The organism is Xanthomonas sp. NCPPB 2866 (assembly GCF_041475745.2).
Classification (GTDB): domain Bacteria; phylum Pseudomonadota; class Gammaproteobacteria; order Xanthomonadales; family Xanthomonadaceae; genus Xanthomonas; species Xanthomonas arboricola.
Genome location: NZ_CM192975.1, coordinates 722,675 through 747,875 on the forward strand (window position 1 = coordinate 722,675; position 25,201 = coordinate 747,875).

Sequence of the window (25,201 nt, forward strand, 5' to 3'; positions counted from 1 at the left end):
TCGGGTCGCCGGCCCCCACCCGTGCGTGCGCTCAGTTCTTGGGCATCGGCTTCATCTGGTAGTCGGCCGGCGGCGTGGCACCGAGCAGGTGTTGCACGAAGTAGTCCCAGCGGCGGCGGCTGACATACGGGGTGAGCTCGCCATAGCCGTGCTTGGCGTTGGGCAGCATCAGCATGTCGAAGGTCTTATTGGCCTTGATCAGGGCATCGGCCACCAGCAGGGTGAGATATGGCGGCACGTTGTCGTCCAGGGTGCCGTGCACCAGCATCAGCTTGCCCTTGAGTTTGCTGGCGTGGGTGGCGTTGGCCTGGTCGTCGTAGTTGGAGCTGCCGTCCTTGTTGACGATGTGCTCGCCGTGATACTTCTCGGCCCAGTCGTCCTCGTAGCCGCGGTTGTCGTGGTTGCCGCTTTCCGACCAGGCCACTTTGAAGAAGTCCGGGTAGCGCAGCATCGCGGCGGTGGATGCATTGCCGCCGCCGGAGTGGCCCCAGATACCGACGCGGCCCAGGTCGATCCACGGATAGCGCTGGCCGAGTTCCTTCAGGCCGGCCACCTGGTCGGGCAGGGTGTTGTCGCCCATGTTGGCGTACCAGGTGTCGTGGAAGGTCTTGGAGCGCCACGGTGTGCCCATGCCGTCGATGGCGACCACGATGAAACCCAGCTCCGCCAGCGATTGATTGTCGCCATGGCCGGCAAGGAAACTGCGGCCGCGGACCGAACCGGTCTGTGGGCCGGGATAGACGTAATCGATGATCGGGTACTTGCGCGCCGGGTCGAAGTTGCTGGGCTTGAACATCAGGCCATACAGCGTGGTCTTGCCATCGCGCGCCTTGACCGTGATCGGCTCCGGCGGCACCCAGCCGGCGGCCTTGAGGCGGCTGATGTCGGCAGTGGCGATCGTGCTGACCGTGCGTCCGTCGCCGGCATCGCGCAGCAGCGTGACCGGCGGCGTGACCGAGGTGGAGTAGGTATCGACAAAGCGGGCGCCATCGGGTGCCAGCGCAATGCTGTGATCGGCGACTTCTGGCGTGAGCAGCACCGGCTCACCACCGTCCAGGCTCACCTTCCACAGCTGCTGGTAATACGGGTCCACGCCCGGGCTGCGGCCGACGCCGACAAACCACGCAGTGCGTGTCACCGGGTCCACGCGCAGCAGTTCGGTGACGTTGCCCTGGCCGTTGGTGATCGCGCGCTTGGGCTTGCCGGTGGCCAGGTCGTAGAGATACAGCTGGCCCCAATCGCTGCGCTCGGAAAACCACACTGCCTCGTTGCTGCCGGGCAGGTACGCCCAGTTGGCGGCGACCTGGCCGCTTTCGTAATAGGTCTTGGCGGTTTCGTCGAAGGCGGTGCGCACGTCGCCGGTGGCGACATCGGCAATGCGCAACCAGGCCTGCTTGTGGAAGCGCGAGGTGGAGACGAAGGCCAGCGTCTTGCCGTCCGGCGCCCACTTCACATCGTCCCACAGGCCCGGCGAGCAGCTGACGTCATCGCACAGGGTGGAGCGGTGCTGGTCGGGCGGCAGTTTCAGCCGCAGCACGCTGCGCGTGGGCACGTCGATGACCACGCGCTCGATCATGGTCACGTCCTTGTCGCCGGCCAGCGGATATTTCCACGACTGCAGTTCCGGATGCCCGAGCTTGGTGCTGACCAGGTACATGTCGCCGGTCTTGCGCTGGTCCTGCTGGAAGGTGGCGATCTTGCGCGAGTCCGGCGACCACGCAACGATGGCGTTGTCGCTGTGCTGCCAGCCGGCGTTGTCGGTGGCATAGCCGAAGTTTTCCACGCCGTCGCGGGTGAGCTGGGTCTCCTGGCCGCTGGCGAGATCGCGCACCCACAGGTTCCAGTTGCGGATGAAGGCTTCGCTGCGCTTGTCCGGCGACAGCACGCCCGGTTCGGCCTTGTCCTTTGCATACAGCTTGCTGCAGCGCGCACGCGCATCGCAGACCACGGCGGTGTCGCGCACGTTGAGGCGGTAGCGGCCATCGGCGGTACGCTTGACCACCGGGGCGAAGGTGTCGGCCTTGAGCGGCTTGTCGCCGGTCTTGAGCAGCGTATTGAGCGAGGCGACCAATGCGGACTGCTTGAAGATCGGCGCGCTCTTGCCGGTGGCGGTGTCCAGCTGCAACAGTTGGTTGCCCTTGGCATCGTGGTCGACATAGACCACGTGGGTGGCGTCCAGCCAGTCGATGCGGGTGGCTTGGTGATCGACCAACGGTTGCGCCAGATAGCTGGTGAGGCGCTCGGCGCGGGCGTAGTCGGCCTCGGTCACGGCAGGCGTCTGTGCGCTGGCGAGTGCCGGCAGAGTGGCCAGGGCGATGGCGGCGAACAGCTGCCGCAACGGCAACGGGGTGGGCATGAAAGACTCTCCGGGACGAAAGGAGCGCGCAACGCGGTCGGCGCGACCGTCCGATGCTACCCGCCAGAGGGGCCGGGCGCCTCTGCCAGAAGTCGTGTTCGCGCCATTGTCGACTGGGGCGGGCCGCACGCGTTTCGGCGGCCGACGCGGGGCGGGCCTGTGGTGGAGCGGTTGCCGAGCGCATCGCCCGGTCCGGCATCGCCGCAGCGTGACCGATGAGGTTCGTCGAGCGCGATGCCCATCGAGGCAGATCACACCCGTGGACCGCACGCACGCCGGTGATCGGCCAGCCACTGACTGCGGGAATATCCCGGCATGAACTACGCTTCCCGGCGTCCACACAGGGCCATTGGGCACGATTTGGATTTACTGCACACACGCAACGTTGACTGGAGGCCGTCTGATGTCATGGTTCCGCCGCTTGGCACTGTCCCCTTTTATCAAGGCACACCCGCCGCGCAAGACGCAGCCTGCCCCGGCGGATCTGATTGCCGCCTATGCGCCGCTGCTGCCTGCCAGCCTGCTTGAACTCTGGCGCCAAAAAGGACTGGGGCACTATGGCGACATGCAACTCGCGCTGATCGACCCCCGGCAATGGCAACCGGTACTGGATCGCTGGATCGTCTCGCCACCCGATGCGGTGCGGCGTATTCCGATCGCGCTCACCCCCTTCGGCGCGCTGCTGTACTACCGCAAGCTGACCGCCACCGACGAGGACGTGGTCTACCTGGATCCGGTCTCCAAAGCCGCCGCTGACCTGACCTGGAGCCTGGACGACTTCTTCAACCAGTCCCTGTGCGAGGCGGAATTCTGCGACTCCCTGATCCCACCAGCCCTGCTTGCCGCCGCACGCAAAGAGTGCGGCGCATTGGCTGCGGGCGAGGTCTACGAGATCGATCAGATGATGTTTTCGATGCAGATGTTGCGGGTCGACAAAGTCGATGCGTTGGCGCTGCACACCCGGCTTCGCGATGCTGTCGACGGCCCTGCAATCGTCGCCGATGCAGCGACGACCAATGGCGAGGCATTGCCCGCAGCGCAGCGCCCCATGTTCGAGGGCCTCTTCAACGCGCCACAGTCCGGCAACGACCTGCACGGCGTGTACCTTTCGTCGTATATCGATTGGCATCGCATGCTGGCGATCGAGCCCAACGGGCAGTATCGCCTGCTGTTCTGGAAAATCGATCATCGCAGCCTTGCACGCACCGATGTGCGTGCGTATGCGGGCCGCTACGAGGTAACGCAGACCGAGATTGGCGACGAACAGGTGACGCTCGATATTCGGTTGCGCAGCGACTCCAGTGGTAGCGATGCCAACGATGCGCAGCTGGTGGTCATGCGCTCGGGTACCGACATGTTCCTGCTGCGCGCCGACGAGCTGGCAGACATGGCAACGGCCATGGATGGCTCGAAAACGCTGGGCCGCAGCGAGTACTACTTTCGCAAGGTGGGGTTGGGCGATGCATTTGTCGAGGAGCCATCCGGTGGACGCGCTGCGCCCCCGCTTGCCGATCTTCCACGCGCGTTACAGCAACGGGTGACTGCCGAAGCGATCATCGCCACCATCACCCATGTGGACGACGTCGACCCGGATGCTGAAGACGACGGCGCCGGCACCGTCATGTGCACACTGGACCGAGGCCAGGACGATGGGCTGCGCATGAACATGCCGCTGCGCTCGCCGCCAGACACCGGGCGCGCCCTGTATGGCTGGGTCTGGGAGATGCACCCTGCCGCGTGTCGGGTCGGCATCAACTATCAACGCGGCAGCGATGGCAAGGTGGAACATGGCCCTGTTGTCGGCGATGTGTTGACCAGTCGCCTGAGCGGGGAATGAGATGGCGATGCGCAGCGCAGGCAGTGCTCGCAGCGCGGCAAGCCAGTCGCTTACTTGCCCATGCAGCGCTTCCAGCGCTCGTTCACGCGTTGCGCGAACCAGGCGGTGGTGAGGGTGCGGGTGATCTTGGGGCTTTCCAGCGTGATGCCGGGCAGCACCGCGCGCGGCAGCGGCGTGCCGGCACTGCGCTCGGCCAGCGCGAAGACCTGGCGATACAGCGCGGTGTCTTCGAAATCGGCAGAGTTGCCGGCTTCCAGGGCGCGGCGTAGCTGCCGGTCGCCCATCGCCAGCTGGCTGCCCAGGGCGCGTGCGGCGCGTTCGGTGCCGCCGGGCGCATCCAGGCTGGCACCCGGTGTCAGCAGGTCGCCATCCAGGGTCAGCGCGATGCCGCTGGCCCTGCTCAGCGCCGCCTGGAAGGCGGCATTGCGGCTGGCGTACCAGCCGGCATTGAAGTCGGCAAAGCGGTACAGCAGGGCGTCGTAACTGGCCGGATACCCGAGCAGGTGCCTGGTGCCGAACCACAGCCCGCCGCGACGGCTGAACACCTCGTGGCGGATCGAGTCGCCGGGCGGATACGGGTAGCGCTCGGCATGCTGCTCGGCAAACGCGATGCTGACCTGCATCGGCCCGGCGGTATGCACCGGGTTGAGCCCGTCGAACAAACGCGCGCCCAGCGGCACGCTGCCGGTGAAGTCTTCGAAGATGCGGCTCAGCTCCTGCTCGGTGCGCGCGCTCGCGATGCGCGTGGCATAGCTGCGGCCGTCGGGCGAGTCGATGCGCAGGGCGGCATCGATCATGAAGCCGGGGATGTGATGCGCGCTGGCGCGGCGGTCGATCTCGGCACGCGAAATCTTGCCGAGATTGGGTACCACCGGGTTGGCCTGGTAGGTCGACTCCTGCTCGGTCACCGCCAGCACCGCGCAGATGTGCTCGGCGCTGGTGTCCAGCCCCTGCGAGGACAGTGCCACGTAGACATCGTCGGCCCAGCCGTTGCGATCGCCCAGCGTGGCCGGCAGGCGCCGCGCGATGTCGGCCTTGACCGCGTCCGGGGAGCGCTGTGGCGCACGCGGCGCCTGGGTGGCGCAGGCCGACAGCAAGGCGACGGCGAGCAGCGTGAGCAGGCGGGGCAGGCGGGATGTCACGGCGTCTCCAGGATCCAGGGGGCGGCAGCAGCTGCCGTGCCGCAGTTTACGTGGCTGTCGCGGGGTGGTTGCATGCGGCGATGTGCAGCAGCCGCGACGGCGCGGGTCGCCCGCCGGGGCGAAGCGCTTGCCAAGGAGCACGGCCGCAGGCCGCGGTCCTGCGATCTGCAGGCCGATTCAAGCCCGCTGCATGCAGGCCGCTATCGATCTTGACGCATAGCGTGGCGATCACATGACCTGCCGTGTTCGCCGGTCATCATGACCGCGTGTTTTTCCATCGAAGTGGCGTCAGTCAGACGCCGACATCGCCCCGATTCCACTGCCAGCCAACCATGGGAGAGCTCGAGTGCCGCAGCAACCAGCAAACCCGATGCGGGCCGGGCGGCGCTTGCTGTGCACGGCAGCCATGCGGTGTGGCTCATCGTCGCCGTGAGGTGTCGATGAGCAGTGCGACGCCACGCTGGCGGCGCATGGCCGTGGGGATGGCTGCAATGCTGTTCAGCGCGATGCTGTGGGCGCAGCCGCAGCCGTGGAAGAGCATCGAGACCGCCGCGATCGACGACCCCAGGGCCGCCCTGCAGGCCGCCCAGGCCGCGTTCGAGCGTGCCCGCAGCGATGGCGACGCCGATGCGCAGTTCTGGGCCTTGCTGGCGCAGGCGCGGGTGCTGATTTCGCTGGAAGAGACCGAGCGCCGCCAGACAGTCCTGGCCCAGGCGCATGCGATGCTGGAACGGGTGCGCGGCAACGCGGCGCAGGCGCAGCTGTGGCTGGCGATCGTGCAGGCACTCAGCGATGTGCGCGAGAGCCCCAACCGCGGCATGCTGGCGCGGCTGGAAGCGCTGCGTCAGCAGGCGCGCGCGCTGGGGCGCAACGATCTGCTGTGCGAGATCGAAGCGGTCGACATGTGGAGCATGCTTGCCTCCGGCAGCAGCGACGAGGCCTGGAACGCGGCGCAGGCCAGCTACCAGTGCGCAGTGCGCGAACACAGCTTGAGCCTGGAGCTGGATGCCCTGACCCAGCTCGGCTCGCTGGCCAGCCGCGTGGGTGGTCGTTCGGCAGAAGACAACGACGCCGAAGACTATCTGCTGCGCGCCCTGGCGCGCCTGCGCGGCCAGCCGGCACGCTTCCAGCGCAGCCTGATCGAATACGAATACGGCACCTCGCTGGCAGCGCAGCAGCCGGACGCGTCGCTGCTGCATTTCAGGCGCGCGCTGGCGCTCAGCCGCGAGCTGGGCGATCAGGCCGGCGTGGCCGCGGCATTGACCAGCGCCAGCGAGGTGCTGATCGACGCCGGCGATGCCGCTGCAGCACTGGCAATGGCGCGCGAGGCGCTGCCGTTGATGCAACGCCAGGGCAATGTCGGCCGCGTGGCCGCCTGCCATGCGGTGTTGTTGCAGGCATTGACCGCGCTCAAGTCCGGCAGCCTCGGCATGGAGATCATCGCGGCCCGGGCAGCGGACGACCCCAATCTGCCGTTGGTGCGGCGCGCGCGACTGCTCGATGCCATTGCGCAGGCACTGGCAGCGGAGGGGCGGCATGCCGAGGCCTACCAGGAACTGCAGCGCGCCAACACGCTGCGCGCGCAGAGCCTGGATCGCCAGCGCGATACCGTGATGCTGCGCCTGCAGGCGCGTTACGAAGATGCACGCCGTGGCGCGGAAACCGCCGAGCTGCGCCGCCGCAGCGAGACCGCGCAACTGGCGTTGCAAGCCCGCGAAGCCGGGCAACGCGCCTTGTGGATTGCGCTATGCGCGGCCTGCCTGCTATTGCTGGGCGCGCTGGTGGTGCTGGCCTTCGGTGCGCGCCACCGGCGACAACTCTCGCGGCTGGCGATGCGCGACGAACTCACCGGCCTGCCCAATCGCCGCGCCATTCGTGCCGAGGCGCAGCAACAGGTCGAGCAGGCGGTGCGCTCGCAGGTCCCGTGCATGCTGGCATTGATCGATCTGGACCACTTCAAGCTGATCAACGACATGCATGGCCACGCCGCCGGCGATGCCGTGCTCAAGGCGCTTGCCAGCGCCTCCAGGTTGGCGCTGCGCACGCAGGATCGGCTGGGCCGGCTGGGTGGCGAAGAGTTCCTGCTGGTGCTGCCGGGCTGCAGCGCAGAGGAGATTCCGGCGGTGTTCGCACGGCTGCGCAACGCGGTGGCCGCGATCGAGATCGCCGGCCTGCCCGCCAACCAGCCGGTGCGCTTCTGCATGGGCGCGGTGAGCGTCACTGCGGGGAGCGGCCTGGATGTGCTGCTGGGGCAGGCCGATCTTGCGCTGTACGCCGCCAAGACCGCCGGGCGCGATCAATGGGCGGTGGTTTGACTGCCGCATGCGCGGCTGCGCGGCGCCGGCTGCGACATCTGCGCGGGGCTGCGGCACAATCGTGCGGTGGCGCTGCCACGTTGCCTTCCGTCGATTGAGCGAACCGAGACCGCGTGCGAACCGATAGCCGCCTTTCCCGCATGCTGCATGTGCTGTTGCACATGGCCAGAAGCCAGCAGCCGATGACCTCCGAGCAGATCGCCGGCATGCTGTCGACCAATGCGGTGGTGGTGCGTCGGACCATGGCCGGCTTGCGTGCTGCCGGCTACGTGCAGTCGAGCAAGGGCCACAACGGTGGCTGGCATATTGCGTGCGACCTGACCCAGGTGACATTGCTGGACGTGCACCGTGCAGTGGGCGGCCCGCATCTGTTTGCGATCGGCGCCGATCACCCCAACCCGCAGTGTGGCGTGGAGCGCGTGGTCAACGCAGCCATCGCCGACGCGCTGGCCGAGGCACAAACCGTGTTGCTGCAGCGCCTGGGCACGGTGACGCTGGCAACGCTGGCGGACGAGTTCGATGCACTGTGCACGGCAGCCGCGCTGCCCGCCGGTTCGCCGACAGGCAAACGCAGGCGCTGACGCACACCAGCTGTTGCATACGCCGTTGTACATGGCGTGCAGCCGGGATGGCAGGCGCGCGGTGTGCCTGTGCTTGCAGTCCCGTGCGGCACACGCATGCGCTTTGCGGAAGCTGGTCGGCATCGATCGCAGACAGGGCGCGCTTAGCCAGGCGCAATCGCCAGGACGCTGTCGTTTTTCCCGACCAGGCGTGTAGGTGCGCACCCGCGCAGCACCGCCACGCCGCACTGCCACACAGCGCATCGCCTGCAGGCGATGACGCAAACCGCCGCCGATCACAACAACCGCGACAGCGGGCAGCGCATCACCCCTCGGTCGCACACGCAATCCTTCAATCATCGAGCAGGTAGCAACGTCAGCACAGCGCGGTTGAATCGCCGGTCTTTTCATGTAACATCGAAAAGTACGTAAAGCGGATTTCAACCGGGAGCGGACATGCAGCACGACGTGATCATCATTGGCGGCAGCTATGCCGGGCTGTCGGCCGGGCTGCAGCTGGCGCGTGCCCGGCGCGCGGTCCTGGTGATCGATAGCGGCCAGCGCCGCAATCGCTCTGCCACCACCTCACACGGGTTTCTCAGCCGCGACGGTGCATCGCCTGCGCAGATTGCCGAGACCGGACGCGCGCAGCTGCTGGCCTATCCGAGCGTGCAATGGGCCGACGGCCAGGTGACACGGCTACGCGGCGAGGCGGAAGCATTCGAGGTGACGCTAGCCGATGGCTCCACGCATACGGCGCGTCGCCTTGTCCTGGCGATGGGGGTGGTCGATCGTCTGCCGGCGCTGGCCGGCCTGGCAGAGCGATGGGGCACGCAGGTGTTCGCCTGCCCGTATTGTCACGGCTATGAGCTGGGCCAGGGCCGCATCGGCGTGCTTGCCACCTCCGCCTTTGCGGTGCATCAGGCGGCCATGCTGCCGGACTGGGGTGCAACACAGCTGTTCTTGAACGACGCGGTGGTGCTGGACGAGGCGCAGCACGCGCACTTGCAGGCACGTGGCGTGCACGTGGTGGGCGGCACAGTGGCGGCGCTGCAAGGCGATGGCGACGTGCTGGAGCTGGTGTTGCGCGATGGGCGGGTCTGCGCGCTGGATGGCCTGTTCATCACCACCCAGACCGAGCTCAGTGCCTTGGTCGCATCGCTGGGATGCAGCACCAGCGATGGGCCGCTGGGCCGTCACATCGCGGTGGATGCCATGCAGGCCACTTCGGTGCCGGGCATCGCTGCCTGCGGTGATGTGGCCAACCCGGCGGCATCGATCGCCTTTGCGGTTGCCAGCGGCGCAATGGCCGGCGTGGCAACGCATCGCTCGTTGATGTTCGGTCTGAGCAACTGAGCGGCGTGTTGCGATTTCCCCTGCAGACCATGCCGGCCTGCAGGGGAGATCGTGGCTGCGCTGCTTACTGGCTGACTTCCTGCATCGCAATCTTGTGCTGCTTGGCGTACGCGCGCTGCGCGGTATTCAGCGCTTCCATATCGGTGTTGAGCTGGGTGGACACGGTCTCCAGATCCTTGGCCAACGGCGCCAGCTCGGCGTTGCCGTAGCCGTTGCGCAGGGCCGCCACGCGTTCGAGCGCGGCCATCATCGCGTCGGCACGCTTGAGGTAGGCCGACAGCTTGCCGTCCAGGTCCTTGGCGTTGTCGGGCACGCCCGCGGCCATGGCGGTATTGGCCTGCGCGTTGGCGGCCAGTGCCTTGCGCTGGCTGCCCAGTGCGGTCTTGTAGCTGTCCAGCGGCTTGTGCGCGATGGCATCGGCCACCAGGCTCTGCCCGCGATCGCCCGACACCCACGGGTCGATGATGGTGACCGCGCCATTCCAGACCGAGATGTTGTGCAGCAGGTAGTCGCTGGAGGAGAGCTTGGAGGCGCCGGTGGTGGTGCCGCCACCGCAGGCAGCCAGCAGCAGACTGAAAGAGACAAGCAGGAAGGTGGTGAACGTCTTCAAAGCGAAAGATCCTTGGTACGAGGCCGTTGTTGCCACTGCATGGCGAAGACGGCAAAAACCCCAAGGAAGCGCCCGGACAATCCATGTTGCACTGTTGCTGGCCATCTTCCCTGAGACGAATGCAGCGTGGAGCATTCCATTCACTCTGAGCGAGTGCGCTGCGCCATCAGTATAGCGGCCGCGTGCAGCCGGCAGGTGCGTGGCATGCGCTCGTTGCGCGACCACCAGGTGCTGCATGCGTGCGATGGATGGCCTCGGCCGGTTGCGCTGCGCGTACACTGCGCCGCCACCATCGAACCGATGCCTGCGTGAAAAAGAAGCGGCCCAAATCACCGCCACCTGCGCCAACTCCCGCAGCGTCCCGGATCCACGAATGGATCATCGGCGGGGGAGCCGTTGTCGTGGCGATCGCCTGTTGCATGCGGCTGTGGCTGGTGCTCGAGGCGATCGTCACGGGGCGCTATATCAGCGTCATCCGCGGCCGGCCGACCAGGATCTTCTACGCGGATGCAGACCCGCAGCGGTTCTGGATCGCCGTCGGCTGGGATGCGTTGCTGACCAGTGTGCCGTTGGCGCTCATCGCCTGGTTCACCTACGTTGCCTGGACCACGTACCGACGCGGCAGGCGATGACCTGCGCGGTGGTTGCACAGCATGCGCAGCCGCGCTGTCGACGACGACGCGGCTGCGCAGGCGTGCGGCAAGCCGCTGTTGAGTACACGGTGTTGATCAGCCGTCGGGTCACACGGTCGTGGCAACCGTCTGCGCCGATCGATGCCTGCGCATCATGCGGCCATCAGGGCTGTGTCTGCTTTTGCCTTTGCCTGCGTGATGGCGGCTGCGTCTCGCGCTTGGGCCAGGTGTCATAGCTGTAGACGAACTGCTTCTGATCGGCTCCCATGGTCGGGTCGCAATGCCAGGAAGTGGCGACGCTGCCGGGTTCCAGCACGCCATCGACTTCGCGAACGGCCTGCGCTTCGAACGCGCAGATCGCCCCGTACAGCTTGATATCCCAGTCCGGCGCAGAGGTGGGGTGGGCGTGTTGCACCAGCACGATGTCGCTGCCGTGGAAGTGGTGCACCTGGGCGCCGTGTTGGCGATTGGTGCTGAAGTAGCACGGTGCGCCGATGCCTAGCGGGAGCACTTCGTCATCGCGCAGGATTGCGCACTTGCCGGCGTGTTCGCCCAAACGAATCGTACGCCCGGCAAGGACCGCAGTGGTCACCGGATGGCGGGTGGTGACTTCGGACATGGGCTGCGGCGGCGGCGACGTCTGTGGCGCGGTCTGCGCGTGTGCGCCGGTCATCACCAACAGCGCGGCGAGCAACCAGGTCGGAAAGCGGATGCGCATGCAACGTCCTTGTCGTGGGCGCTGCAGTATCGCAGATCCGTTTGCTGGTCAGGCGCGGCTGGCACGCCGGCCGCACTTCAGTCAGACAGCGACGGCCAGCACCCGGGTCGGCATCTGTCTGCTGCATTGCGGTTTCGCGTGCAGCGTCGACAGGCAGCTGGCGGCGAATGACGGCGCGTTTTCGGTTGCGGCAAACATCCTGCAATCAGCGCCGTGCCGGCAGCGTTGCCAGCACACCATCCAGCGCCAGTTGCGTGCTGAAGCCGGCCTTGCTCAGGCGTTTGCTCACTTCGTTGGGCACATCGCGCCCGCTGGTGAGCCGGTTGGGCGCGCCGGTGTAATGGAACAGGCGCCCGCCACGCCGCAGCACCCGCGCCAGCTGGTCGTAGAACAGCTGCGAATACAGTTCGCCGGCAATGCCGAAGCGCGGCGGGTCGTGCAGGATGGCATCGACCGAATCGTCCGCCAGCGTGGTGATGTGCTGCGAGATATCGGCGTGGGTCAGCTGCAGGCGTCCGCCGTAGGCGGCATCGTCCGGGTCCGGCGACCAGGGATTGAGCGTGCGCAACCACAGCACGTCGGCATTCTTTTCGAACGAGTGCAGCTGCGCCACCCCGGCTTCCAGGCAGCAGGCGGCGAAGTAGCCCAGCCCACCGCAGGTATCCAGCACGATCTTGCCGCGCGGGTCGACCAGCGCCACCTTGCGGCGCGCATCGTCGAACGGCGACAGCTGCGCCGACGGTAGCATCTTGATGCCATCGATCTCGAAGGTGGGCGCACCCCATTCGGTGGGAACGAGCTTGATCAGCGCACCGCTGAAACGCGAGATCGGGGCGAAGTCATCACCGTCCCAGAAGTACAGCGTGCGCTCCTTGAACTTGCCCGGATACGGGTAGCCCCTGCCGCGCCACTGCCAGGTCTGCGCATCCAGCTGCGCGGTGCCGGTACTGCGGCCCAGGTCCAGCGAGCCGGTCCATTGGGTCAGACCGCTGCCGCGCGCGGCAAGCAGCGCCTGGGCATCGGAGGAAATGAGGAGTGGGCCGGAGTAGTGGGGCACGAGTCGCTGGTCTGGGTGGGCAGGCGTCACGCGCGCTGCTGGTGCGAGGGATGGACTGGCATCGTAACCGACCCCATCACGCATGCGCATCCAGCGCAGCGTCGGCATGATGGCGCGGCGGCGCAGCGGCGCTTATCTGCAGCGACACGAGCCGCCGGGTCGTCTGCGACGGTGACGGTGCGATACATGAGCCGTCGTACCCGGATGCATGCGCCGATTCCTCTGACGCACGCCGCACCGCATACTGCGCACTGCCCCCATCGACATGTTGTCCGATTGGCGCCAACTGTGGAGGATCGGCAATGCTGAAGGGTGTGTTGTTGGGGTTTGCCTGTTATGCGGCCTATTCGATCAGCGATGCGTTCGTGAAGCTGCTGGAAGGCACGCTGCCGGTCTACGAAGTGCTGTTTCTCGGTGCGCTGCTGATGCTGGTGGCTGTGCCATTTTTGAAGAAGCCGGACGACCGGTTGCGCGAACTGGTGATGGCCAAGCAACCCAGCCTGTGGCTGTTGCGTGCGCTCACCGGTGCCATCGGCAATCTGACCTCGGTGATTGCGTTCACCACCTTGCCGATGGCCGAGGCGTTTGCGCTGATCTTCCTGATGCCGATCTTCGTCACCGTGCTGTCGGTGGTGTTTCTCAAGGAAGAAGTGCACTGGCGGCGCTGGTCGGCGGTGATCGTCGGCTTCATCGGTGTATTGATCGTGCTGCGCCCGGGCTTTCGCCATCTCACCCATGGGCATGTGGCTGCGATCGTGTGTGGCCTGGTTGGTGCGATCTCGGTCATCACGCTGCGCATGGCCGGGCATAGCGAAAAACGCCTGACCTTGTACGGCGCCGGGGTGATCGGCCCGTTGGTGATGGGCGGGATCATGATGCTGCCGACCTTTGTCTGGCCCACGCTGTCTCAGTGGGGGCTGTTGGCCGGCTACGGCCTGCTTGCCGGCCTGGCGGCGATCTGCCTGATGTACGCCACGCGCATGGCGCCGGTGAGCGTGGTTGCGCCCACCCAATACAGCCAGATGCTGTGGGCGATCGCCTTCGGCTACCTGCTGTTCCACGACCACCTGGACTGGCCGATGGCGGTCGGCATCGCACTGATTCTGGGCGCGGGCCTGTTCACGCTGATCCGTGAGGAGCAGGTGTCGCGGTGGTGGCGGCGGACGAAGATTGTGTGAGGGCGGCGCTGTGCGCCGCGGGAATGGAGAGTCGTGAATGGGGAATCGGAACGGCGCTGCTTCGAACTGCCGCGATGCGCTGGATGCTATTACGATTCCCGATTCCCGATTCCCGATTCCCGCTACGGCGTAGCAGATTCCTTGCGCGGTGCGCGCCAGGCTTCAACGATGCGCGCGTACTCGCCGCTGGCCTTGCTCAGGTGCAGCCACTGGTCGACGTACGCTTTCCAGGGCTGGTCGTTGCGCGGTAGCAGGAAGGCTTTTTCGCCGTATTGCAGCGGCTGCTCCGGTGCGATTGCGCACAGGCCGGGCACGCGTGCCTGCTGGTGGAGCGCTTCGGAGGCGTCGGTGATCATCACGTCCGCGTGCTGCTGCAGCAGCTCCTGGAAGATGGTGGTGTTGTCGGCGAACAGGCGCAGGTGCGCGCGCGGCAATTGTTGGCGCGCGAAAGCCTCGTTGGTGCCGCCGGGCGGTTCGATCACGCGCACATCGGGGCGATTGAGTTGCGCCAGGCTGCGGTAACGCGCCTGGTCGGCGCAGCGCACCAGCGGAATCTTGCCGTCCACATCCAGCACCGCACTGAAATTGGCCTGGCGTTGCCGTTGCAAGGTGACCGAAATGCCGCCGACCGCGATATCGCAGCGATCGGCGAGCAGGTCGGGCATCAGTTGCGGCCAGCTGGTGCGGACGAACGCCACGCGCGCGCCCAGGCTGCCGGCCAGCGACTGCGCCAGCGCGATATCGCTGCCCTCGAACTGCCCGTCGGCACGCAGCAACGAGTAGGGGCGATAGTCGCCGGTGGTGCAGACCCGCAGCACGCCGGATTGCAGCACCGCATCCAGGCGTGAGGCAGGCTCGGGCGCGGCTGCGTGCGCAAGGCCGCAGCTGAGCAGGAACGCAAGGCAGATGCGATGGCGCATGACGTGGCCTCGGACAGATGCGGCCATGATAGTCGTGGCCAATGCGGTGTGGCCGACGTCAACGGCATGTCAGCACGATCCTGCCCGGGATCACGGTGCGGTAGCGCTGCAATGCGCACTGTCGGTGCTTCATTCGAACCGATCGGAGTCACCTCATGCAGCTCAATCCACGCACTGCGCGTCCGATGACCACCGCCATTGCCGGGCTGTCGGCACACGGCACGCCCGATCCGGATACCAATGAAGACGAAATCCCGCTGGAAGAACAGACCCCGCAGCAAGGCGGTTTGCGCGAGGAGGTGGGCGATCTGGAAGAAGACGACGATCAGGCATTGCCCGGCCGCGTCGGTGGCGGGCTTGCGGGTGGTTGATGCGGGGGGTAAGAGCGGCTAACCAAGCACTTGAGTAGCCACCAGGCGTGTGCGGCCGACACTGAGATTCTTCAGCATCGTCTGGATGTTCCCAGGCCGGATGGTCGAGGGCGCGATGCCCTCGTCAAGGGAACTGCACATGCCCGGGTTCGAAGTACACCGGCTTGTTGCCGTCTTCGGGCAGCGCGGGGATCGTGTCCAGGATGGCCTTGCCGCGGATATCGGTGATCCGAATGGACAAGGGCTGGTTGCCGAGCTGCTCGCCGAGGAAGTGGTTGTAGTCCATCTTCTGCAGGCTCTTCCAGCTGCTGCCTTGTTTCACTTCGAACTTGACCACCGGGTAGGCGTGATTGCGCACCTGGATCGCCGCCCACCAGCGCGAGCTGCCTTCCTTGATGCGGTATTGCACGTTGCCGGTGGTGGGTGCGCGCACGATCTTCCAGCTGATCGGGATGCGCCCCTGCACGGTGTCGCCGATCGCCGCGAAGGCGTTGGGCGATAGATCCAGGCCGCCCGATGCGCCCTCCGGGTATAGGTCGGTGACGTAGACCACGGCCTTGCCCTTGGGCCCGGTCACTTCCAGATAGGCGCCGGCCAGTGCGGCCCTGACCCCGCCGAAGTTCATCTGGGTGGGGTTGAGCGCGGTGATGAAGGCATTGCTCGGAATGGGATCCAGCAGCACCGCGCCGCCGGAATAGCCGGAGCTGGTGTAGGTCGCGGTGCCGGTGAAGGTGCTGTTCCAGCCGGTGGCCTTGCTGGCATCCGCGGCAGCGGCCGTCTTTGCCGATGGCGGGGCGGCGCTGGCGCTCGTCAGCCCCCATGCCTGATGCAGGACCTGCAGCTTGTCGGCACGTGGGTTGCCATCATTGGCGAGCAGGCCACCGTTGTTGGCATTGCCCACCTCCCAACTGCCGAGCACGGCACTGCGCATGCCGGTGTTGCGCAGATACCCGCTCAATGCGTGTTGCCATGCCCAGTCGCGTGGATCGCCATCGCCCAGGCCGCCGCCCAGGCTCACCGGCAGCACCGCGTGATCGGCCGAGAATTGTCCGAAGTCGCGCTGCCAGCTCGCCGGCAGGCTGCGCGGAAAGTCGGCCGCTGCAAACACGTCCGCCGCGTCGCGATCCGGCCCGGCCAGCTTCGGCATCAGCAGCAGATGTGCGGGCGGAATGCGCAGCGGCACGCAGGCGAGCGGCTGCAGATTGCTGCCGGCGGCCTTGCGTGCGGAGTCGCTGCAGAGCGCGTCGTTGCCCACGCCTTCCACACCGATCACCCAGGCCGGCGCCTGCTTCAGCACCGCGGCCGCTGCTCGCGCGGCGATGCGGTTCCAGTCGGCGTCTGCCGCATTGCCCGCCCAGTTGGCATTGCGGTAGCCGCTGCTGCCCAGGTCGATCCCGAGCACGCCCGCGGTGCTGCCATAGCGGCGCGCGAGCAGGCCCAGGCCCTCCATCCAGGCGTCGTGCTGCGTGCCCAGCTGCGGCGCCGCGTCATCGCAAGCGCCATCGGCGAAAGCGAGCAGCACCTGCATGCCACGCTGGGTGCTGGCGCGCACCACGGCGTCGAGCAACTGCAGGGAAGTGAGGCCAGCCAGCGCGGGGTCGCCGGCTACCTCGGCGGCGGCCACCGGCCTGGCTTGCAGGGTTGCCGCACAGATCGGCACGCGCACGGTATTGATGTCCGATGCCTGCATCTGATCCAGCAGTTGCTGCAGCGTATTGCTGCGCAGTCCGGTGGCCACAAGCGCTGCGCGATCGAAGCCGGGCCAGGTCACGCCGCGTACCTGCAGCGCCTGGCCGCGCGCATCGGTGAGGTGTCCGCGTGCGTCGACCTGCACGGCCAGTGCGGTCACGGGAGTCAGCAAGGCCAGGCCAAGCAGCAGATGGGCATGAGAGCGCATGGGAGTGTCCTGAGGGATGGCCCGCGCAGGAGACCAGCGATCGTCATCTGCGGTCCGTGCGCCGGGTCAAGGAAGCGGGCAGGAGTGTGGGAGCCGCGGCAGGCAAGCGGCCGCAATGCAACGGGGGTCGCGGTTTGTGCGGGATGCTTGATGCGCCGCCGCTGTCGGCGGTATGTACTTGATGCATCGCCGACCAGCGGTGGCCATGTTGCGCTGCGCGGGTAACGAACGTAACGGCAGGCATGCTGCGGACGTGGTCGACCGGCTGTGCTCGTGCCCTGGCAGTGCATGTGCCTGTGTGTCGCGAGAGCAGACAGCGCTGCAACGTGCATGCGGCAGAGGGGGACTGCTCCAGCGTCGCGTTGCGCGCGTTACCGACGGCTGCGCTTCGTCGATCAGGGCAGCCGCGAACGCGTGGATAAGCGGCGCACCACGATGGGGCAAGCCAACCACCCTTCGCCGACGCACGCTGCGGCCTACCCGGCGCGGCAGCGCAAACCGCTGGTGTGCGCTGCCGCGATCTCGTATTTTTGACGGCTTGTTCACTTGCCGGTGCCGTGCCCATGTCCGATCCGTCCGCGCCCGATCATCTGCAACGCAGTCTCTCCAATCGCCATCTGCAGCTGATCGCCATCGGTGGCGCGATCGGCACCGGGCTGTTCATGGGCTCGGGCAAGACCATCAGCCTGGCTGGCCCGTCGATCCTGTTCGTCTATCTGATCATCGGCGCGATGCTGTTCTTCGTGATGCGCGCGATGGGCGAGCTGCTGCTGTCCAACCTGGAGTACAAGTCGTTCATCGACTTCTCCACCGATCTGCTCGGGCCGTGGGCCGGGTTCTTCTGCGGGTGGACGTACTGGTTCTGCTGGATCATCACCGCGATCGCCGACGTCATCGCGATCGCCGCCTATGCGCAGTTCTGGTTCCCCGGATTGGCGCCGTGGATTCCGGCCATCCTGTGCGTGCTGTTGCTGCTGAGCCTGAACCTGGTGACGGTCAGGTTGTTCGGCGAGATGGAGTTCTGGTTCGCGCTGATCAAGATCATCGCCATCTGCGCCTTGATCCTCACCGGCGCCGGGCTGGTGGCCTGGGGCTTCCGCTCGCCGTCGGGCAACGTGGCCTCGCTGTCGAACCTGTGGAACGACGGTGGCATGTTCCCGATGGGCATTGGCGGCTTCTTTGCTGGATTCCAGATCGCGGTGTTCGCCTTCGTCGGCATCGAGCTGGTCGGCACCACCGCTGCGGAAACCGCAGACCCGCGCCGCAACCTGCCCAAGGCGATCAACTCGATCCCGGTGCGCATTTTGATTTTCTACGTGCTGGCGCTGATCGCGATCATGGCGGTGACGCCGTGGCGGCAGGTGGTGGCCGACAAGAGCCCGTTCGTGGAGCTGTTCGTGCTGGCCGGCGTGCCGGCGGCCGCGAGCCTGATCAACTTCGTGGTGCTGACCTCGGCCACCTCGTCGGCCAACAGCGGCATCTTCTCCACCAGCCGCATGCTCTACGGCCTGGCCGAGGAGCAGCATGCGCCCAAGGGCTTTGCCAAGCTCTCGCGTGCAGCAGTGCCGGCACGCGGCCTGCTGTTCTCCTGCCTGTGCCTGTTGCTGGGCGCGATGCTGGTGTACCTGATCCCCAACCTGGTCACTGCGTTCACGCTGGTCACCACCTTGTCGGCGGTGCTCTTCATGTTCGTGTGGTCGCTGATCCTGTGCGCCTACATCGCGTACCGGCGCAAGCGGCCCGAGCAGCACGCGGCATCGGCGTTCAAGATGCCCGGTGGTGTGTTGATGTGCTACGTGTGCCTGGCGTTCTTCGCCTTCGTCATCGTGCTGCTGACCTTGCAGGCCGACACACGCCAGGCCTTGCTGGCCAGCCCGGTGTGGTTCCTGATCCTGGCGATCGGCTATGCGGTGAAGCGGCAGCAGACGCGCAGCGGCTGAGCGCGCGTATCAGCGAAGACATCCAGCGTAGACCTCATCAAGGCCCCGCACTGCGGGGCCTTGGCGTCTGTGGCTGCACGGCGCTGCGATAAAGGCCACTGTCAGCTAAGCGCGTGATGCGCGCGACGTTGACGCGGATCGGGTGGAACGGGATGCTCGCCGCCATCCATTGCCACGGCCCATCGCATGATCACGACGCACCCGATTGCCGGAACGCAGCACACGCAAGGTTGCTGGGTCGACCTGTGCCAGGCCAGCGCGCAGGAACTGGCGCAGGCCGCAGACAAGGTGGGCTTTGCGCTGCCGGATCGTGCGGCCATCGGCGAGATCGAATTCTCCAGCCGGGTGCGGCGCCAGGGCGAGGTGCTGTTTCTCAACGTGCCGCGCTTTCAGGACGACGATGGCCCGACTGCGCCGCTGGGCTTTGCGTTGTCGCCGACCATGCTGGTGACCCTGCGCGAGCAGCACATGGGCTCGCTGGATGCGGTGGCCGCGCGTCTTGCGCATGAGCCCTGCCATAGCGCCGACGATCTACTGCTGCGCATCTTCGACCAGTTGGTGGGGCGCCTGGCAGACCGGCTGGAATCGCTGGAAGCCGAGGTCACCGATACCACCCGGCAGGTGTTCGACAACCCGCACAAAACCAAGGACCTGGAGCGCATGCTGCATCAGGTCGGAGGCATGGGCCGGCGTCTGGGCGGGCTGCACAATGCCGGGCAAGGCCTGCTGCGCCTGGTCACCTATCTGGATGGCGCTGCGCCGGACTGGTTCGGTGCCGATGCGGCCAAACGCATCGGCTTGCTGCACAAGGACCTGACCACCTTGAGCGAGTTCCAGCAGCACATGGACGACCGCATCGAGTTCCTGCTCGACAGCGTGCTGGGCATGATCAACATGGACCAGAACAACGTGATGAAGGTGATGGCGGTGGCCTCGGTGGTCGGCATTCCGCCCACCGTGCTGGTCGGCATCTGGGGTATGAACTTCGCCTACATGCCCGAGCTCAAGTGGCACGACGCGTATTACTGGGCGCTGGGCGTGATCGTGCTGAGCATGCTGGTGCCGTTGGCCTGGTTCCGCAAGCGCGGATGGGTGTAATACATCAGAGCCGGGAACGCGTAGGAGCGCACCTGGGCGCGATATGGCGTTACCGGGAAGGCCCTCGCGCCCAGGGGCGCTCCTACGAGGAGCCGTCAACGCAATCATCTGTTGCCTACGGTGGCTTGGCCACGCAATGCCAAGCTAGGACAGCACAGTAGCTGCGCAGCGCGCGGCAGACTGCAGGAAACCCGTAGGACCGCACCTGGGCGCGATGCGGCGTTACCGGGACGACGCGGCGTTACCGGGAAGGCCCTCGCGCCCAGGGGCGCTCCTACAGGGTGCCGTCAACGCAATCATCCGTTGCCTACGGTGGCATGACCACGCAATGCCAGGCTAGGGCAGCACAGTAGCTGCGCAGCGCGCGGCAGACTGCAGGAAACCCGTAGGAGCGCACCTGGGCGCGATGCGGCGTTACCGGGACGACGCGGCGTTACCGAGAAGGCCCTCGCGCCCAGGGGCGCTCCTACGAGGTGCCGTCAACGCAATCATCTGTTGCCTACGGTGGCGTGACCACGCAATGCCAGGCTAGGGCAGCCCGGTAGCTGTGCAGCGCGCGGCAGACTGCAGGAAACTCGTAGGAGCGCACCTGGGCGCGATGGGGCGTTACCGGGACGATGCGGCGTTACCGGGAAGGCCCTCGCGCCCAGGGGCGCTCCTACGGGGTGCCGTCAACGCAATCATCTGTTGCCTACGGTGGCGTGACTACGCAATGCCAAGCTGGGTCAGCGCGGTAGCTGCGCAGCGCGCGGCAGACTGCAGGAAACCCGTAGGAGCGCACCTGGGCGCGATGCGGCGTTACCGGGACGACGCGGCGTTGCCGGGAAGGCCCCCGCGCCCGGGGGAGCTCCTACAGGGTGGCTGGGATGCGCAGCTGTCACTGCGCACTGCGCCGAGACCGGAAAACTGCCCAGCTGCGTAGCGTGAGACCAGGCGAGACGCATGTTGATTGCTGCCGGGCGGCCTGGATCAGCCCTTGGCCTGGAAGCTGGCTTCCTCGTACGGTTGCACCACCACCCAGCCTTCGCCGGCAAAACGCATCTGCAGGCTTTCGCCCGAGCCGCGGCCAAACAGCGTGCCGATCGACACGTCGGTGACCAGCTCCGGGGACAGCGTGCCCGACCAGGCCACGGTGGCATTGGGGTCGGTGAACACCGGGCCGCTGGCGGCGGTGACCGGCAGGGTCAGCGGCTCGTAGTGTGAAGTGATCGCCACGATGCCGTGGCCGCTCAGGCGCACGTTGAACAGGCCGCCGGACAGCATGCCGGCCACCTTGCGCATCATCGTGATCTTGTGCTCGACGCCGGATTCGAACGCCAGCACGTCGTTGCCGTTGACGAAGATCGCCTCGCCATTCAAACGCAGCAAGGTCACCAGCTTGCCGAGGTCGGCCAGATACACCCGGCCCTGGCCTTCGGCCTTCATCAGCTGCATGCCTTCGCCGCTGACCGCCTTCTTCAGCAGGTTGCCCAGGCCCTGTTCCAGCAATCCCTCGCGGGTGAACTTGACGTTGCCGGTGCGCGCGACCATGGCGCCGGCCTTGGACCACACCATGCCGTCGAGGCGCACTTCCAGCAGATGCGGGTTTTCCAGTTCGAACGGATCGGGGCTGACGTCCTTTTCCTTGGAATGGGCGAGAAATTCGTTGAGCGTGCGTACGGCCATGGGTCCGTCCTGGAGGGTGAAAGAGTGCGCATGATACGCGGCAGGCTTGTATCTTCGAAGCGTACTGGTGTGCGCGTCGCTGTGCGTCTGCACAGATGGCGCGCCGATGTTGCGGCGCACATGGTGCTCAGTCAGCGCGTCGCGCGCGATGACAGCCACAACCAGGTGCCCATCCATCAAGATCTGTGCGTCGTGGCGAAGTAGTGCTGCAGCTTTTTGCAGCGTCATGGATGCGGGTTGGCATCGACGCACTGCACGGCGATGAAGAGATGACGCCGATACGCCACTGGTGCAGTGACTCTGTGCGCGCCACGTTCCGACGTATGCAATCCCAGCTGCATTACACAGTTCGGCACGAAGGCACGTCGCAAATAAAACAACCGCTCGGTTTGCACAACGCTTCTGAGATCGGCGTCGGATTCGCGGCATTGCTAGCCGAGCTAGATTGCTCCTACAGAAAACGTCTTTACGTTATTCAAGGAGTGGGGCGATGCGCGTTGTGGGTGGCAGTCGAGTGGAAGGTGGCAGGTCTGGAATGTCGCTGCGTGGTGGCGCGATTGCGTCGCTGTTGGCCCTGGCCGCTGCTGCCACTGGCTTGCATAGCGCAGCCGCGCAAGCGGCAGTGGGGCCGGGTGTGGTGAGCGGCGACACCATCGTGCACGACCCTTCGATGCTCAAGCTGAGCGATGGGCGTTACTACATCTATGCCACCACGGGTGTGGTCACCAGTACCGACCGCACCAAGTTCAGCAATGCGGGCGCGATCTTCAGCAGCATGCCGAGCTGGGTGCGCAGCTACAACCCGGACAATCAGCTATGGGCGCCGGATGTGTCCTTCCATGGCGGCAAGTATCTGATGTATTACACCGCCTCCAAGTTCGCCACCAATACCTCGGCGATTGCGCTTGCCAGCAGCAGCACCGGCAAGCCTGGCTCGTGGAAGGATCAAGGCATCGTCTACACCTCCAAGAGCAGCGACGACTACAACGCCATCGACGGCAATCTGGTGGTGGACGGCAATGGCAAGTGGTGGTTGGCGTTTGGCTCGTTCTGGTCGGGGATCAAGCTGATCCAGCTCGATCCCGGCACCGGCAAGCAGCTGTCCGGCAACACGACGCGCTACAGCCTGGCGAGCCGGCCGTCCCCGGGCGCGGTGGAGGCGCCTTTCATCCAGCAGGCCAATGGCTGGTACTACCTGTTCGTGTCGTTCGATGCGTGCTGCAAGGGCGCCAGCAGCACCTACAAGATTGCGGTGGGGCGTGCGCGCTCGGTGACCGGGCCGTACCTGGATCGCGCCGGTGTGGACATGCGCAACGGTGGCGGCACGGTGATCCAGTCCGGGTTGGGCAGCATGCATGGGCCGGGCGGGCAATCGGTGTTCCGCGATGGCGACGGCGACATCCTGGTCTACCACTACTACGACGACCGTGGCGACGCGCGCCTGGGCATCAACCGGCTGGGTTATGACGGCAGTGCATGGCCGGTGGTGCAGTAGCAGCAATCAATCGAACACGCTGCTGCGCGCTGCACTGGCGCAGCGATCAGGCGATGTTTGTTGCAGCGATCCGCTGGCGTTGCCGACTGCCAGAACCGCAAGGCCGCCAGCGCTGCCGGGCATGCCCGGCAGCGGCTGGCGCACGCTCAGCGCGTGGCCGCTTCGGGCTTGCGCACGCGTTTGACCGGCGCCGGCTTGGTCGCGGTGTCCGGATACAGGTTCAACAGCATCAAGGTGACGCCGTTGGTCCAGCCGAAGCCGTCCTGCAGCGCGTATTCGCCACCGCCACCGCCGGCCGCGTCGGCTTCCAGGCCGTATTTTTCGACCAGCTTGTGCTCGCGCGCGAACAGCGCCTGCACCTGGGTGAGGAAGCGCTCGCCGATGGTGCGCGCCAGCGCGTCTTCGCCGTAACGGCGCAGGCCGTCCACCGCCACCCATTGCAGGGGTGCCCAGCCATTGGGCTCGTCCCACTGCTGGCCGGTCTTCACTGCGGTGGTGGCCAGGCCACCGGGGCGTAGCAGGCGCGCACGCACCGTGCTGGCGGTGCGTTTGGCGTGCGCGTCGGTCGCCAGGCCGGTGAACAGCGGATACAGCGCCGCGGCAGTGACCTGGTCGCTGAGCTTGCGGGTCTGCCAGTCGTAGTCGGCGTAGTAACCGGCCGCGTTCCATAGGTGCGCATCGATGGCCTGCTTGCGGCGCAGTGCCAGCGCCGCATAGTCCTGCGTGCACTCGGCACCCGGCTGCGCACAGGCCTGGGCCAGGGTGCGCTCCAGGTGATACAGCAGGCTGTTCAGGTCGATCGGCACGATGGCGGTGGTGCGAATGGTGCGCAGGTTCTGCCCATCGGCCAACCAGCGGCTGGTGTAGTCCCAGCCGCTCTCGGCACCGGCGCGCAGGTCGCGGTAGACCTCGGCGGCCGGGCGGTCGCCGGCCTCGGCGGCGGTGCGGGTGTCGTGCAGCCAGGCTTCCGGGCGCGGGGTGTCGCGCTCGTCCCAGTAGCGGTTGAGCAGGCTGCCGTCGGCCAGACGCACCACATGGCGCGCGGCCTGGCCGGGCTGCAGGTCTTCGCTGCCCTGCATCCAGTAGGCGTATTCCTTCTGCAGCTGCGGCAGGTAGCGCTGGTAGACCGCTTCGCCTTCCACGCCAGCCTGCAGTTCCACCATGTAGGAGAAGAACGGCGGCTGCGAGCGGCTGAGGTAGTAGCTGCGATTGCCGTTGGGGATATGCCCGTAGGTGTCGATCAGGTAGGCGAAGTTGTCCAGCATCTGGCGGCTGAGCGTGGTCTCGCCGCTCTTCACCAGGCCCAGCATGGTGAAGTAGGAATCCCAGTAATACACCTCGCGGAAGCGCCCGCCCGGCACCACGTACGGATGCGGCAGCGCCAGCAGGCTGCTGTAGGGCGGCACGTGGGTCTGGCTGCGCACCAGCTTGGGCCACAGCTCGTCGATGTGTTCGCGCAGCGCGGTGTCCTGGCGGATCGCGTCGGTCTGCACCGGCGGCGACTCTTCGAAATTGGCATCCACGAACTTGCGCAGGTCAAAGCCGGGGTGATCGTGCTGCGCCAGATAGTCGGCGTTGATCAGCGCCGGGTCGCGCAGCGGCAGAAAGTCGACGAAGTGCTTCTGGTCGTCGAACAGCTCGCCGCTCTGCACCGCCTGGAACAGCTCCGGGTAGGCCAGGTCGGGCGTGGGCGGTGTGGCCGCCGGTGCATTGACGACCGGAGTGTCCATGGGCGCGGCGGTCAGCGTGCAGGGCGCCACGAACATGCTCAGCGACAGGCCAAGCAGCGACGTGCAGCACGGGGGCGCGGCAGAACTCATGGCATCTCCAGAACGGGCAGTGACGTGCGGCATGGTAAACGACCGAAGTGGCGGGCGGGGCCGGACGACGGTGTCGGCAGGCCGACAGGCTTCGCACGGAGACGACTGGATTCAGCAAGGTGATCCGGCGCGGTGCTGCAGGTGGTTGCGCGGGTTGGGTTGCCGATTCAGGCCTATCGGCCCGGATCGAGGCAGCTTGAGCCGCGTGCGGACCGCGTCGGATTGCCGACATTG

Annotated in this window: 19 protein-coding genes; 10 read left to right on the plus strand and 9 right to left on the minus strand. The window is 66.4% G+C overall.

Annotation, left to right across the window (positions count from 1 at the left end; translation table 11 throughout):
- Nucleotides 1-31: 31 nt before the first annotated feature.
- Entirely contained in the window at nt 32-2,356 is a 2,325-nt protein-coding gene (locus ACCQ04_RS03125; RefSeq protein WP_372358688.1) for a S9 family peptidase, read from the minus strand.
- A gap of 403 nt (nt 2,357-2,759) precedes the next feature.
- On the opposite strand from ACCQ04_RS03125, the gene ACCQ04_RS03130 reads away from it, so the two are divergent.
- On the plus strand, nt 2,760-4,193 hold the full coding sequence (locus tag ACCQ04_RS03130) for a GAD-like domain-containing protein (protein WP_372358689.1): 1,434 nt from the start codon (nt 2,760-2,762) through the stop codon (nt 4,191-4,193).
- Between the two features lie 50 nt (nt 4,194-4,243).
- On the opposite strand, the gene ACCQ04_RS03135 is transcribed toward ACCQ04_RS03130, so the two are convergent.
- Nucleotides 4,244-5,335: a DUF1615 domain-containing protein gene (locus ACCQ04_RS03135; protein ID WP_228911384.1), complete on the minus strand. Its 1,092-nt coding sequence runs from the start codon at nt 5,333-5,335 to the stop codon at nt 4,244-4,246.
- Nucleotides 5,336-5,775: 440 nt separating this feature from the next.
- Here ACCQ04_RS03135 and ACCQ04_RS03140 point away from each other — a divergent pair, with 440 nt between their 5' ends.
- The 3 genes from ACCQ04_RS03140 (at nt 5,776) to ACCQ04_RS03150 (ending at nt 9,566) form a co-directional block, all read left to right on the plus strand.
- Nucleotides 5,776-7,650, plus strand: a complete 1,875-nt coding sequence (locus ACCQ04_RS03140) for a GGDEF domain-containing protein (RefSeq protein WP_102255609.1) — start codon at nt 5,776-5,778, stop codon at nt 7,648-7,650.
- A 140-nt stretch (nt 7,651-7,790) separates the two neighbouring features.
- Nucleotides 7,791-8,231 (plus strand): Rrf2 family transcriptional regulator, encoded by a 441-nt coding sequence (locus ACCQ04_RS03145; protein WP_221202421.1) that lies wholly within the window; start codon nt 7,791-7,793, stop codon nt 8,229-8,231.
- Nucleotides 8,232-8,666: 435 nt separating this feature from the next.
- Entirely contained in the window at nt 8,667-9,566 is a 900-nt protein-coding gene (locus tag ACCQ04_RS03150; protein ID WP_167708376.1) for an NAD(P)/FAD-dependent oxidoreductase, read from the plus strand.
- Nucleotides 9,567-9,630: 64 nt separating this feature from the next.
- Here ACCQ04_RS03150 and ACCQ04_RS03155 read toward each other — a convergent pair whose 3' ends face one another.
- A complete protein-coding gene (locus ACCQ04_RS03155) occupies nt 9,631-10,176 on the minus strand; it encodes a hypothetical protein (RefSeq protein WP_167708377.1) in 546 nt (181 codons plus the stop codon).
- 308 nt (nt 10,177-10,484) lie between these two features.
- On the opposite strand from ACCQ04_RS03155, the gene ACCQ04_RS03160 reads away from it, so the two are divergent.
- Nucleotides 10,485-10,808, plus strand: a complete 324-nt coding sequence (locus ACCQ04_RS03160) for a hypothetical protein (RefSeq protein WP_241236795.1) — start codon at nt 10,485-10,487, stop codon at nt 10,806-10,808.
- A gap of 163 nt (nt 10,809-10,971) precedes the next feature.
- Here the strand turns inward: ACCQ04_RS03160 and ACCQ04_RS03165 are convergent, their stop codons facing one another.
- Together ACCQ04_RS03165 and ACCQ04_RS03170 are read right to left on the minus strand one after the other, a co-directional pair.
- Nucleotides 10,972-11,526 carry a hypothetical protein gene (locus ACCQ04_RS03165; RefSeq protein ID WP_245229827.1) on the minus strand — a complete coding sequence of 185 codons (555 nt, stop codon included), beginning with the start codon at nt 11,524-11,526 and terminating at the stop codon, nt 10,972-10,974.
- A 205-nt stretch (nt 11,527-11,731) separates the two neighbouring features.
- On the minus strand, nt 11,732-12,691 hold the full coding sequence (locus ACCQ04_RS03170; protein WP_372358690.1) for a class I SAM-dependent methyltransferase: 960 nt from the start codon (nt 12,689-12,691) through the stop codon (nt 11,732-11,734).
- 194 nt (nt 12,692-12,885) lie between these two features.
- On the opposite strand from ACCQ04_RS03170, the gene ACCQ04_RS03175 reads away from it, so the two are divergent.
- A complete protein-coding gene (locus ACCQ04_RS03175) occupies nt 12,886-13,761 on the plus strand; it encodes a DMT family transporter (protein WP_046345616.1) in 876 nt (291 codons plus the stop codon).
- 122 nt (nt 13,762-13,883) lie between these two features.
- On the opposite strand, the gene ACCQ04_RS03180 is transcribed toward ACCQ04_RS03175, so the two are convergent.
- Nucleotides 13,884-14,681 carry a transporter substrate-binding domain-containing protein gene (locus ACCQ04_RS03180; protein ID WP_167708378.1) on the minus strand — a complete coding sequence of 266 codons (798 nt, stop codon included), beginning with the start codon at nt 14,679-14,681 and terminating at the stop codon, nt 13,884-13,886.
- Between the two features lie 155 nt (nt 14,682-14,836).
- Between ACCQ04_RS03180 and ACCQ04_RS03185 the strand changes: the two genes are divergently transcribed.
- Nucleotides 14,837-15,052 (plus strand): hypothetical protein, encoded by a 216-nt coding sequence (locus tag ACCQ04_RS03185; RefSeq protein ID WP_024937810.1) that lies wholly within the window; start codon nt 14,837-14,839, stop codon nt 15,050-15,052.
- Nucleotides 15,053-15,176: 124 nt separating this feature from the next.
- Here ACCQ04_RS03185 and ACCQ04_RS03190 read toward each other — a convergent pair whose 3' ends face one another.
- Complete coding sequence (locus ACCQ04_RS03190) at nt 15,177-16,949, minus strand: expansin EXLX1 family cellulose-binding protein (RefSeq protein ID WP_372358691.1); 1,773 nt, start codon at nt 16,947-16,949, stop codon at nt 15,177-15,179.
- Nucleotides 16,950-17,512: 563 nt separating this feature from the next.
- Here ACCQ04_RS03190 and cycA point away from each other — a divergent pair.
- Nucleotides 17,513-18,889, plus strand: coding sequence for a D-serine/D-alanine/glycine transporter (gene cycA, locus ACCQ04_RS03195; protein ID WP_039523314.1), 1,377 nt, complete (start codon nt 17,513-17,515; stop codon nt 18,887-18,889).
- 186 nt (nt 18,890-19,075) lie between these two features.
- Entirely contained in the window at nt 19,076-19,987 is a 912-nt protein-coding gene (locus tag ACCQ04_RS03200) for a CorA family divalent cation transporter (protein WP_039523317.1), read from the plus strand.
- Nucleotides 19,988-20,956: 969 nt separating this feature from the next.
- Here the strand turns inward: ACCQ04_RS03200 and ACCQ04_RS03205 are convergent.
- Nucleotides 20,957-21,652 carry an AIM24 family protein gene (locus ACCQ04_RS03205; RefSeq protein ID WP_039523320.1) on the minus strand — a complete coding sequence of 232 codons (696 nt, stop codon included), beginning with the start codon at nt 21,650-21,652 and terminating at the stop codon, nt 20,957-20,959.
- A gap of 535 nt (nt 21,653-22,187) precedes the next feature.
- Here ACCQ04_RS03205 and ACCQ04_RS03210 point away from each other — a divergent pair.
- Nucleotides 22,188-23,147, plus strand: a complete 960-nt coding sequence (locus tag ACCQ04_RS03210) for an arabinan endo-1,5-alpha-L-arabinosidase (protein WP_065032145.1) — start codon at nt 22,188-22,190, stop codon at nt 23,145-23,147.
- Nucleotides 23,148-23,293: 146 nt separating this feature from the next.
- Here the strand turns inward: ACCQ04_RS03210 and treA are convergent, their stop codons facing one another.
- Entirely contained in the window at nt 23,294-24,967 is a 1,674-nt protein-coding gene (treA, locus tag ACCQ04_RS03215) for an alpha,alpha-trehalase TreA (protein WP_102583366.1), read from the minus strand.
- Nucleotides 24,968-25,201 lie beyond the last annotated feature (234 nt).